This is a genomic window from Streptomyces sp. NPDC029296 (assembly GCF_055569255.1).
Window position 1 is genome coordinate 85258 of the sequence record NZ_JBVHXT010000004.1, and the last position, 10587, is coordinate 95844.

General features: G+C 74.5%; 13 protein-coding genes and 1 pseudogene. 13 read left to right on the top strand and 1 reads right to left on the bottom strand.

What is annotated here, in order from left to right:
• Window positions 1-6: 6 nt before the first annotated feature.
• The 12 genes from ACZ4W9_RS04825 (at window position 7) to ACZ4W9_RS04880 (ending at window position 9583) form a co-directional block, all read left to right on the top strand.
• The gene (locus ACZ4W9_RS04825; protein ID WP_467933210.1) at window positions 7-1242 is read left to right on the top strand and encodes an AAA family ATPase; all 1236 of its coding nucleotides are present in this window, start codon (window positions 7-9) and stop codon (window positions 1240-1242) included.
• Between the two features lie 8 nt (window positions 1243-1250).
• The gene (locus tag ACZ4W9_RS04830) at window positions 1251-1631 is read left to right on the top strand and encodes a pilus assembly protein (RefSeq protein WP_467933211.1); all 381 of its coding nucleotides are present in this window, start codon (window positions 1251-1253) and stop codon (window positions 1629-1631) included.
• A 1-nt stretch (window position 1632) separates the two neighbouring features.
• On the top strand, window positions 1633-1974 hold the full coding sequence (locus ACZ4W9_RS04835) for a TadE/TadG family type IV pilus assembly protein (protein WP_467933212.1): 342 nt from the start codon (window positions 1633-1635) through the stop codon (window positions 1972-1974).
• Window positions 1975-1991: 17 nt separating this feature from the next.
• A complete protein-coding gene (locus ACZ4W9_RS04840; RefSeq protein ID WP_467933214.1) occupies window positions 1992-3329 on the top strand; it encodes a CpaF family protein in 1338 nt (445 codons plus the stop codon).
• Between the two features lie 11 nt (window positions 3330-3340).
• Complete coding sequence (locus ACZ4W9_RS04845) at window positions 3341-4285, top strand: type II secretion system F family protein (protein ID WP_467933215.1); 945 nt, start codon at window positions 3341-3343, stop codon at window positions 4283-4285.
• Window positions 4286-4297: 12 nt separating this feature from the next.
• Window positions 4298-5185: a DUF5936 domain-containing protein gene (locus tag ACZ4W9_RS04850; RefSeq protein ID WP_467933216.1), complete on the top strand. Its 888-nt coding sequence runs from the start codon at window positions 4298-4300 to the stop codon at window positions 5183-5185.
• A 146-nt stretch (window positions 5186-5331) separates the two neighbouring features.
• The gene (locus ACZ4W9_RS04855; RefSeq protein WP_467933217.1) at window positions 5332-6612 is read left to right on the top strand and encodes a sensor histidine kinase; all 1281 of its coding nucleotides are present in this window, start codon (window positions 5332-5334) and stop codon (window positions 6610-6612) included.
• An 11-nt stretch (window positions 6613-6623) separates the two neighbouring features.
• Window positions 6624-7379 carry a response regulator gene (locus tag ACZ4W9_RS04860; RefSeq protein WP_467933219.1) on the top strand — a complete coding sequence of 252 codons (756 nt, stop codon included), beginning with the start codon at window positions 6624-6626 and terminating at the stop codon, window positions 7377-7379.
• 113 nt (window positions 7380-7492) lie between these two features.
• Window positions 7493-7690, top strand: a complete 198-nt coding sequence (locus tag ACZ4W9_RS04865; protein ID WP_318201671.1) for a Flp family type IVb pilin — start codon at window positions 7493-7495, stop codon at window positions 7688-7690.
• Window positions 7687-8358, top strand: coding sequence for a pilus assembly protein TadG-related protein (locus tag ACZ4W9_RS04870; protein ID WP_467933429.1), 672 nt, complete (start codon window positions 7687-7689; stop codon window positions 8356-8358). The genes ACZ4W9_RS04865 and ACZ4W9_RS04870 overlap by 4 nt, the downstream gene beginning before the upstream one ends.
• A gap of 17 nt (window positions 8359-8375) precedes the next feature.
• Window positions 8376-8957 carry a hypothetical protein gene (locus ACZ4W9_RS04875; protein WP_467933220.1) on the top strand — a complete coding sequence of 194 codons (582 nt, stop codon included), beginning with the start codon at window positions 8376-8378 and terminating at the stop codon, window positions 8955-8957.
• Window positions 8958-8965: 8 nt separating this feature from the next.
• Window positions 8966-9583 (top strand): OmpA family protein, encoded by a 618-nt coding sequence (locus ACZ4W9_RS04880; protein ID WP_467933222.1) that lies wholly within the window; start codon window positions 8966-8968, stop codon window positions 9581-9583.
• Between the two features lie 7 nt (window positions 9584-9590).
• Here the strand turns inward: ACZ4W9_RS04880 and ACZ4W9_RS04885 are convergent, their stop codons facing one another.
• Window positions 9591-9977: a DUF192 domain-containing protein gene (locus ACZ4W9_RS04885; RefSeq protein WP_467933223.1), complete on the bottom strand. Its 387-nt coding sequence runs from the start codon at window positions 9975-9977 to the stop codon at window positions 9591-9593.
• Between the two features lie 127 nt (window positions 9978-10104).
• Between ACZ4W9_RS04885 and ACZ4W9_RS04890 the strand changes: the two are divergent.
• Window positions 10105-10269: pseudogene (locus tag ACZ4W9_RS04890) on the top strand (LLM class flavin-dependent oxidoreductase); the annotation flags it as partial.
• Window positions 10270-10587 lie beyond the last annotated feature (318 nt).

Genomic DNA, 10587 nt, shown 5'->3' on the forward strand with positions numbered 1-10587 from the left:
GCGGCCATGCCCACCAGGATCCTCCCGGCCGGCGCGGACCCGGACGCCGTCCGCTCCCTCACCACCCTGCTCAGCCAGCTCCCCGACGCCGAACCGCAGCCCCCGGTCACCGACTCCACCCAGCTGGTGGACACCCTCGCCCGGCTGGCCGCCGAGTCGGTCGGGGAACTGCCCGAGGTGGTCGTCGTCCACGAACGCATCGGCCCCGTCCCGGCCCTGGAGCTGATCCGCGAGGTCGCCCTGCGCTTCCCCGCCGCCGGCGTCGTCCTCGTCACCAGCGACGCCAGCCCCGGCCTGTTCGCCGCCGCCATGGACTCCGGCGCCCGCGGCCTGGTCGGGCTCCCGCTGTCGTACGAGGAACTGGCCGGCCGGGTCCAGGCCGTCGCCCAGTGGTCGGCCGGGGTACGGAGGCACCTCGGGCACGGGGCCGAGGCGCCGGCCGGGGCCGGGGGCACCGTCGTCACGGTCAGCGGCGCCAAGGGAGGCGTCGGCGCCACGCTCACCGCGATCCAGCTGGCCCTGGCCGCCCAGGCATCCGGGCGCGCCACCGCGCTGGCCGACCTCGACCTGCAGAGCGGCGACATCGCCTCCTACCTGGACATCCAGTTCCGCCGGTCGGTGGCCGACCTCGCCGCCATCACCGACATCTCCCCGCGCGTGCTCGCCGACGCCGTCTTCCGCCACGACACCGGCCTCGCCCTGCTGCTCGCCCCCGCCGAGGGCGAACGCGGCGAGGAGGTCACCGACCGGGCCGCCCGCCAGCTCGTCGGCGCCCTGCGCGCCCGCTACGAGGTCGTCGTCGTGGACTGCGGCGCCCAGCTCGGCGGGGCCGGCGCGGCGGCCGTCGAGATGGCCGACACCGCGCTGCTGGTCACCACCCCGGACGTGATCGCCGTACGCGCCGCCAAACGCACCGTACGGATGTGGGACCGGCTCCAGATCCGCAAGGCCGAGGAGACCACGGTCGTCGTCAACCGGCACACGCGCGGTGCGGAGATCCAGCCCGCGCTGGTGCAGCGCATCACCGGCACCGCGCTGGCCCGGACCGCCGTACCCGCGGGCTTCAGGGAACTGCAGGCCGTGGTGGACGCCGGACGGCTCCACGAACTCGACGGCAGGAGCACGGTGAAACAGGCCCTGTGGGCGCTCGCGGCGGAACTCGGGCTGGCCAGGGCGGCCGAACAGCCCACCCATCGCGGAGCCGGCCGGGCAGCGGTGGGTTTCCGGCGGCGGAAGGAATGAGCGGTGCCATGAGAAGGCCGGACGGGGACCGGGGACAGGTCAGCGTCGAGTTGCTCGGGATGACCCCGCTCATCCTCCTGACGCTGGTGCTGATGTGGCAGGCCGTGCTGGTGGGCTACACCTTCACGCTCGCCGGGAACGCCGCCGACGAGGCGGTGCGGGCGGGCACGGCGGCCCCCCGGGGCGGCGCGCGGCAGGCCGCGTGCGCCGAGGCGGGGCTGGCACACCTGTCGGGGGCCTGGCGCGCGGACGCGGCGGTGCGGTGCGACGCGTCCGGCTATGTCACGGCCGATGTCTCCCTCAAGGTCCCGGTCCTCTTCCCGGGCCTGATCTCCTTCCCCGCCACCGTGCACGGCCACGCCGGAGCCGTCGAGGAGGTGAAGCGCTGAGATGCCGAAGCGCGGGCAGCGCGACCGGGGCCAGGTCGCCCTCGAATACCTGGGGTTCCTCCCCGTCCTGCTGATCGTCGGGCTGGCCGGCGTCCAGCTCGGCGCCGTCGCCTACGCCGCCGAACAGGCCGGTACGGCGGCCCGCGCCGGGGCCAGGGCGGCGTCCCTCGACCGGTCCTACGCCCAGGCGTGCGCCGACGCGGTGAGCGGCGTGCTGGAGGTGTCCTGCTCGGCCGCCGCGGGGGACGACGCGGTGACCGTCACCGCCACCGTGCGCATCCCCGCCCTGGTGTGGGACCTCGGCGACGCCACCAAGTCCGCCACCATGCCGCTCGACCACTGACCGAGGAAGGCAGACCCATGAGCCTGCGGGCACGCATCAGCGCACCGGAGGAGCACGGCAGCCGGGGCGAGGACGGACACCTGGTCGCCTCCTACCGGGCCAAGCTGCTGGAGGAGATCGACCTCGCGGAGATGAGCGCGCTGGCCGCCGCCGAGCGCCGGGCCCGCCTGGAGCGGGTGCTCGGGCACATCATCAGCCGCGAGGGACCGGTCCTGTCCACCACCGAACGGGCCCAGCTGATCCGCCGGGTGGTCGACGAGGCGCTCGGCCTCGGCATCCTGGAACCGCTGCTGGAGGACGCGTCCATCACCGAGATCATGGTGAACGGACCCGACGCGATCTTCGTGGAGCGCGGCGGCCGGGTCGAACAGCTGCCCCTGCGGTTCGTCTCCGCCGACCAGCTCATGCAGACCATCGAGCGGATCGTGTCGACGGTCAACCGCCGGGTGGACGAGTCCAACCCGATGGTGGACGCCCGGCTGCCGTCCGGCGAGCGCGTCAACGTCATCATCCCGCCGCTGTCCCTGACCGGACCGGTGCTCACCATCCGCCGCTTCCCGCGCTCCTTCACCCTCCAGGAGCTGATCGGCCTCGGCTCGCTGGACGAGCCCATGGTGTACCTGCTGGCCGCCCTGGTGCAGGCCAAGTTCAACATCATCGTCTCGGGCGCCACCGGCACCGGCAAGACGACCCTGCTGAACGCCCTGTCCGGGCTGATCCCGCCGCACGAGCGGATCATCACCATCGAGGACTCCGCCGAACTCCAGCTCCAGCAGACCCACGTGGTCCGCCTGGAGTCCCGCCCGCCGAACGTCGAGGGCAAGGGCCAGGTCACCATCCGCGACCTGGTCCGCAACTCGCTGCGCATGCGGCCCGACCGGATCGTCGTCGGCGAGGTCCGCGGCGGCGAGTCCCTGGACATGCTCCAGGCCATGTCCACCGGCCACGACGGCTCACTGGCCACCGTGCACGCCAACAGCGCCGAGGACGCCCTCACCCGGCTGCAGACCCTCGCCTCCATGTCCGACGTGGAGGTCCCCTTCATCGCCCTGCACGACCAGATCAACAGCGCCGTCGACGTCCTCGTCCAGCTCACCCGGTTCGCCGACGGCGCCCGCCGCATCACCGAGATCGCGCTGCTCGACAGCCACGGCGGGGAGCCCTACCGGCTGGCCACCGCCGCCCGCTTCGAGGCCCGCCCGATGACCCCGGACGGCCGCGTCCACGGCGCCTTCCGCCACTTCCCGCTCCCGCGCCGCACCGCCGACCGCCTCTACATGGCGAGCCAGCCCCTCCCGCAGGCCTTCGGCGTGGCCCGCTCCGCCGACCAGCTCGCCACCCGAGAAGCCAGGTAGGACCCCCGACCATGGATCCGAGCACCCTCGCCCAGCTCACCACCGGCGTCACCCTGCTGGCCTGCGTCCTGGCGGTGGCCGGCGCGCACGCCTACGCCTCCGGCCGGGCCCGGCGCGCCGCCCTCGTGGACCGCCTCGCGCTCACCGGGGCGCCGCCCGCCGCCGGCCGCCGACGCCGCTTCGCCGCCCTGGACCGGCGACTGCGCCGCACCCGGGCCGGCCGCCGGCTGGAGCGGCGCCTCGCGGCGACCGGACTGGACGTCACCCCGGGCGAGTTCACCGCCGCCGTGCTCGCCGCCGTCGCCGCGCTCTGGCTGATCGGCCAGGCCACCCTGGCGCCCTTCTTCGGCCCGCTCGCCGGACTCCTCGGCGTCTGGGCGGCCTTCCAGTTCCTCGGCTGGCAGCACCGCAAACGCATCGAACGCTTCATCGGCCAGCTCCCCGAGCTGGCCCGCATCCTCGCCAACGCCACCCACGCCGGGCTCGCCCTGCGCACCGCGATCGGCATGGCCGCGGAGGAACTGGAGGCCCCGGCCGGCGAGGAACTGGCCAAGGTCGCCGACCAGCTGGCCATCGGCCACTCCCTGGACGACGCCCTCGGCGAGCTGGCCGGCCGGCTGCCCTCCCGGGAACTCGTCGTGCTGGTCACCACCCTGGTGCTGTCCAACCGGGCGGGCGGGCAGGTGGTCTCGGCGCTGCGCAACCTGACCGAGACCCTGGAGGAGCGCAAGGAGACCCGGCGTGAGATCCGCACCCAGCTCTCCCAGGTGACCATGACCTCCTATGCCGTACCCGTCCTCGGGGTCGGCGCGTTGTTCCTGATGAACGGCGTCAAGGACGGCGCGCTCGACCGCATGACCGGCTCCCCGGCCGGCCAGGTCTGCGTGATCGTCGCGTTCGTCATGTACGCCGTCGGCTTCGTCCTGATCCGCCGGCTGAGCCGCATCGACGTCTGAGGGAGGTGACCCGTGGAGTTCCTGCTCGCCCTGCTGATGGGCGCCGGTGTCTGGGGCGTCTTCGCCGGCCTGCGCATGTACCGCGCCGACGCCCGGCTGCCCGCCGACCTCGCCGTCGCCCTGGAGGTCGGCGCCACCCGCACCGGCGCGGTCGGCTCGGTCGTCGACCGCCTCGGCATGCGCTGGGCACCGCTGGTGCTGCGCCTGATGGGCCCGCGGCTCGTCGCCCGCTACCGCCGCAGGATCGACCTCGCCGGCAACCCGGGCGGCCTGACCATCGACCGCTACGCGGCCCGCCGCGCCGTCTACGGCACGCTGGGCGGCGTCGGCTTCCTGGCCTTCCTGCTGCGCGGCCAGTGGTTCGTGGCGCTGCTCCTGCTCGCCTTCGGGGCACTGTGGACCGAGGTCGGCCTCTGGTCGGCGATCCGGGTCCGCAGACACGTCATCGAACGCACCCTGCCCGACTTCCTGGACGTGCTCGCCGTGGTGGTCAGCGCGGGCCTCGGCTTCCGGCAGGCACTGGACCGGGTCGCCGCCCGCTACGAGGGCCCCTGGGCCGACGAACTGCGCATCACCCTGCGCCAGATGGACCTCGGCATGAGCCGCCGCGAGGCCTTCGCGGAGCTGCGCCGGCGCAACGACTCCGAGCAGGTGGCGATGTTCGTGACGGCGTTGCAGCAGGGCGAGGAGCTGGGCGCGCCCATCGTGGACACCCTGGTCTCCCTGGCCAAGGACATGCGCCGCACCGACGCCCAGAACGCCCGCCGCAAGGCCGCGCGCGCGGTGCCCAAGGCCACGCTGATGATCACCACGTTCATGGTCCCGGCGACGATGCTGCTGCTGGGCGCGGGCCTGCTGCTCGGCTCCGGCGTGGACTTCGGCTCGCTCACCGGGAAGTGAGGACGGGCATGACGGCGATGGGGGCGACGGGGAGGGGGGTGCGGTTCCTGGAGCGGCTGCGCGGGACGGGCCGGGCGTGGCCCGGGCGTGGGGCGCGCCGGACGGAGACGGGTGGCGGACGCCGCCGGGCATGGCACCGGCGCGGGGTGCGCCAAGCGGCCCGCGGCGTCGCGCCGCCGGCCGAGCCCTCCGAGAAGCTCCAGGTCAGCGCCCTTCAGGCGATGTGCCGGCAGGTCTTCGGGTTCCGGCTCGCCATGATCGTCGTATCCGCTCCCGCCGCCCTCCTGCACGCCGCCCCCGGCCTGGGCGTCCGCCTGGCCGGCACGGCCGTGGTCGTCACCGTCATGGTGTCCTACGTCCTCTTCCGGGACTGGGAGCGCTTCGGTCCCCTCCTGCTGCGCCACCCCGTCCTGCTGGCCGCCGACACCCTCTTCGGCGCCTTCCTCCTGGTCTCGGCGGGCCCGGACACCACCCTGGCCTACGTCGGTGTCTGCACCCCGCTGCTGGCCGGCCTGGTCTACGGCTGGCGCGGCGCGGCCTGCTTCGCCTCGCTCCAGGCCCTGATCCTGCTGCTGGTCCACACCGCCCTGAAGGCAGGCCGGCCCGAGCCCGTCGCGCAGGCCCTGCTGCTGCCCGGCCTGTGCGTCGTCGCCGGCGCCATGGGCTCGACCCTGCGCAACCTGATGCTCCGCTTCGGCGCCGCGACCCAGGCCCTCGCCGAGGCCCGGTCCCGGCTCGCGGCGGCGGAGGCGGTCAGCGCCGAACGCGCCCGGCTGGCGAGGGAGATGCACGACTCGGTGGCCAAGACCCTGTACGGCGTGGCCCTGGCCGCGGACGGGCTGGCCGCGACCGCCTCGGCCGGCGCCCCGGACCCCGCCCGCATCCGGCAGCAGGCGGAGCTGGTGTCCCGCTCGGCGCGCCGGGCGGCGGCGGAGTCCCGGGAGCTGCTGGCGGACCTGCGCCGGGACCCGCCGCGGGAGGTCCCGTTCTGGCAGGGCCTCGCCTGCCGGGCCGGGGAGTTCGCCCGGCGCACGGGCCTGGAGGTCGTCTGCCACTGGCCGGCGGACGACCCCGCCCCCTTCCCGCCGCCGCCCGCGCCGGTGGCCCGGCACGTCCTCGCCATCGCCACCGAGGCCCTGGAGAACGCCCACCGCCACGCGTCCGCCGCGCGGGTGGACGTACGGGCGTCGGTCGAGGGGCACCTGCTCAGCCTCGCCCTCCACGACGACGGCACCGGCCTGCCGCCCGGCACCACCCTGGAGCGGCTGCGCGAGTGCGGGCACTTCGGGCTGCTCGGCATGGTCGAGCGGGCCGCGCAGGCGGGCGCCCGCATCCGCGTCGGCCGGGGCACGCACCCCCGGGGCACGGAGGTACGCCTCGACATCCCCCTGTCCGGGCCCGCGCCCCGCGCACCCGGCACCCCCTGAGAGGAGGCACCATGCGATCCCTGTCCGGCTTCCCGCCGCCGGCCCCGGCCGCCCCGCCGCTGCGGCTGCTGATCGCCGACGACAACCCCGTGGTCCGGGCCGGCCTCGCGGCCCTGCTCTCGGACGGCACCGGGACCGGGACCACGGTGGTGGCGCAGGCGGGGGACGGCCGCGAGGCGTACGAGGCGGCGCTGCGGCACCGGCCGGACGTCATCCTGCTCGACGTCCGCATGCCCGGCGTGGACGGCATCTCGGCGTTGCCCCACCTGGTGCGGCTGGCCCCCGTCATGATGCTCACCTACAGCCACGAGACGGAGACCGTGCGGGAGGCGCTGCGGCTGGGGGCGGGGGGATACCTGGTGCACGGCGAGTTCACCACGGAGCAGCTGATCCGGGCGGTACACGACGTACGGGAGGGCCGTCCGCACGTCACCCCCGGGGCGACGAGGGCGTTACTGTCGTCCCTCCACTCCGATGCACCTGCACACGCTGATCCCAACTCCGTTGATATGACGGCAAATTCCGACGCCGTGTCTCTTTCGCGATTGCAATCAGCTGTGGGACAGTCGTTCCGCTCGCGGTTCCGGCTGAGTACGAGGGAGGCGGAGATCATGGACCTCATCGCGTCCGGCATGACCAACCAGCAGATCGCCGCCGCCTGCTTCATCAGCGAGAAGACGGTCAAGAACCACATCAACCGCATCTTCGCCAAGCTCCAGAGCACGACCAGGTCCCAGGCGGCCGCGAAGTGGCTGGGGGTGGCCTGAGGTGGCGGCGCGGCGGAGCGAATGGGTCCGCGGTTGGGCCCTGGGACCCTTCGGGGCCGGGCGCGTGCGGCCGTACGGTGCGCGGACCGGAGGCGAAGCTGGAGGGGAAGACCGTGAGCAAATGGTTCCGCACCACCGTCGCGTATCTGCAGACCCGTGCCGCGCGCGGCGACCGGGGACAGACCGCGGTGGAGTACCTCGGCATCATCGCGGTGGTCGTCGCGATCGTCCTGGCGATCACCGGCACGAGCATCGGCCAGTCGATCTACGACGCGATCACCAACAAGATCGCCGAGGTCACCGGCGGCTGATCTCCTTACGGCACGACGCGGGGCAGGCCTTCCCCATCTACCTCACGGTGGTGGCGGGCCTGCTCTTTCTCGCGTTGGCCTACCTCGCGGTCGGGCAGGCGGCCGTGAACCGCGGCGGCGCCCAGACGGCGGCGGACGCGGCGGCCCTGGCGGCGGCGCAGGAGACCCGCGACCAGCTCGCCGGCCTGTGGCGGGCGAACGTGGACGACCCGGGGAGCTGGCAGGCCATCTTCGAGGGGGCGGGAGCCGACGACTCCTGCTGGCGCGCCGACCAGCTCGCCGCGCGGAACGACGCGACGACGGTGCGCTGCGCGTCCGACTCGCCGCTGAGCTATGCCGTCGACACCCGGGCGAACAAGTCCGTGGGCGACTCCGTCGTGCCCGGCACCGAGAACGTGCACGCGACAGCGCACGCCAGGGCCGTCATCGAACCGCTCTGCACGCCCCCCGAGGACGTGCCCGGACCGCCGGGGGACGGGACCGCGCCGCCCGAGGACGGGACCGCGCCGCCCGAGGAGGGCGCCGACCCGCCCGAGGACACCCCGCTGCCCGCGCTCACCTGCGAGGACAAGGTCTGGCATCCCGAGCCGGACGACACCACGGAGCTGCCGGGGCCCGAGGACCTCTTCGACGTCCACCTGGCCGACTCCCCGGCGAACGACCGATGACGAAGGAAGCGACAGTGATGAGCATGCGGTTCACTGCGAGGGCCCGCAGGGGACTGGTCGCCCTGACCGTGGCGGCCGGTCTGGCCGCCGGTGCGGCCGGTTGCGGGGGGAGCGGAGGCGGCCAGGACAAGCCGCGCGGACCGGCGTCCGCCTCCACGGCCGGCGACCCGGACCCGAGCACCCAGGAGGACGACCCCGGCCGGCCGCTCGCCGAGCTGCGCGGGTCGGACGGCCTGCTGCTGCAGGTCACCTCCGCCGAACGCGACGCGGGCGGCTTCGTGACGGTCAACGGCACGCTGAAGAACGACGGGGGCCGGACCGCCGTCATCCCCTCCGCGCTGAGCGGCAACGAGACCGAGATCATCAAGAACGGCAGATCGCTGGGCGGGGCCACGCTGGTCGACCCGCGGGGCAGGAAGCGGTACTACGTGCTGCGGGACACCGAGGGCCGGCCGCTGACCACGACCGGCTTCACGACCCTGAAGTCCGGCGCCACCCTCGCCGTCTTCATGCAGTTCCCGGCGCCCCCTGCCGGGGTGACCGAGGTGGACTTCCAGCTGCCGACGTTCACCTCCGCCGGCATCAAGGTCTCCGGGTGAGGCCCGCGGTGACCACCACACCCCGCCTCGCCCTCCTCGGCGCCCTGCTGCTGTGCGTCCTGAACCTGCCCGCCGCCCCGGCCGCCGGCGCCGGACCCGGTGAACCCCCCCTCACCGAACCCACCGCCGCCGCCCCCGTCGACGTCGACCCCACCGACCCCGACCTCAGGCTCCCGGAGGGCGCCACGCTCGCCGAGGCGAAGGTGCTGGACATCAAGCTGGTCGTGGAGGAGCAGAGCGGGGACGAACGGCGGGAGGACACCAACGCCGACGTGACCTTCGCGCTCCAGACCGAGGTGCTGTTCGGCAAGGACAGCGCCACGGTCGGCGACGAGGCCAAGACCCGCATCGCCACCATCGCCGAGGAGATCCGCGCCCAGCACGCCACCCGGGTCCGCGTCTTCGGCTTCACCGACAGCCTCGGCACCACCACCCACGGCGTCGCCCTCTCCCGGCGGCGCGCCGACGCCGTACAGGCCGTGCTGGACCGGGTTCTGAACGTCCCGTCCATCACCTTCGAAGTCCGCGGCTACGGCGAGCAGTACCCGATCGCCGACAACTCCACCGAGGCGGGCCGCAAGAAGAACCGCCGGGTCGAGGTGTCCTTCCCCCGCACCGGCCGGTGACCACCGGCTACCTCTCCGCCTCCCTCTCCATGTGTACCTCCACCCGTACGCCCGTCCGCACCCCCCACCCCGCCATCGCCCCGGCCGCCGCCTCCAGCACGTGCCGGGCCCGCGGGCGCGGCAGACCCAGGCGGCCCGGCGGCATCGTGCGGACGGCGATCACGACGAGGCGGCGGTCCAGGTAGGCCACGTCGATCGGGATCCGCATCCCGAACGTGTGCACCCCGCTCGCCGGCGACAGCAGCATCGCCCCGTCCACCGCGTCCCGGCCCAGCAGACCCTTCGTCCGGGCCCGGTAGGAGGCCGAGATCTCCAGCGGAACGGAGACGGCCGTCCCCTCCCCGGCGTCCGTCCGCACGGTCAGCCGTCCCCGCCCGTCCCGCCAGCGCCCCATGCCCCCGCCCTCCCCTTCCGCGGCCGTCAACCGCCCAGGTCCGTAAACGCGTCGTCCTTTCCCGTCCTCCCCACCAGGAAGGACGCTATGACAGGACTCGGTGCCGTGTTCCGCCCCCAGCTCCCTCCCGAGCGACGGCGTCGCCGGGGACGCGGAGGCGGTGGCCGAGGCGGTACGGCGCCTGGCCGAGGCCGGCGCGGACACCGTCGTGCTCCAGCCGACGGCCGAGGAACCCGACCCGGAGGGCTTCGTACGCTGCGCGGCGGAGCGGGTCGCCCCACTGGTCCGCTGACGACCGCCACCGAGGACGCGGGCACCACCCCCGGCCCCTGCGGCTCCCCTCCGAACCGCCCCGGCAGCCGACCCGTGGGAGCCGCCCTCCCCAGACGGAGGGAGCCGTCGCCCGGTCGCGGGGGCAGCCGGTCGGAGCGGCACTCCTCGCCCCGGAGGGGCCCGTCGCCCGGTCGCGCGGGCAGCCGGCCCGTCGGCGCCGCTTCCTCCACCCCGGAGGGAGCCGTCGCCCGGTCGCGGGGGCAGCCGGTCGGAGCGGCACTCTTCGCCCCGGAGGGGCCTGTCGTCCGGTCGCGGGGGCAGCCGGCCCGTCGGAGCT

What these genes read in the sequence shown, in the direction of transcription:
- ACZ4W9_RS04825 (WP_467933210.1), top strand. Translation starts at nt 7, where the DNA reads ATGCCCACCAGGATCCTCCCGGCCGGCGCGGACCCGGACGCCGTCCGC.
- ACZ4W9_RS04830 (WP_467933211.1), top strand. Translation starts at nt 1,251, where the DNA reads ATGAGAAGGCCGGACGGGGACCGGGGACAGGTCAGCGTCGAGTTGCTC.
- ACZ4W9_RS04835 (WP_467933212.1), top strand. Translation starts at nt 1,633, where the DNA reads ATGCCGAAGCGCGGGCAGCGCGACCGGGGCCAGGTCGCCCTCGAATAC.
- ACZ4W9_RS04840 (WP_467933214.1), top strand. Translation starts at nt 1,992, where the DNA reads ATGAGCCTGCGGGCACGCATCAGCGCACCGGAGGAGCACGGCAGCCGG.
- ACZ4W9_RS04845 (WP_467933215.1), top strand. Translation starts at nt 3,341, where the DNA reads ATGGATCCGAGCACCCTCGCCCAGCTCACCACCGGCGTCACCCTGCTG.
- ACZ4W9_RS04860 (WP_467933219.1), top strand. Translation starts at nt 6,624, where the DNA reads ATGCGATCCCTGTCCGGCTTCCCGCCGCCGGCCCCGGCCGCCCCGCCG.
- ACZ4W9_RS04875 (WP_467933220.1), top strand. Translation starts at nt 8,376, where the DNA reads ATGAGCATGCGGTTCACTGCGAGGGCCCGCAGGGGACTGGTCGCCCTG.
- ACZ4W9_RS04885 (WP_467933223.1), bottom strand. Translation starts at nt 9,977, where the DNA reads ATGGGGCGCTGGCGGGACGGGCGGGGACGGCTGACCGTGCGGACGGAC.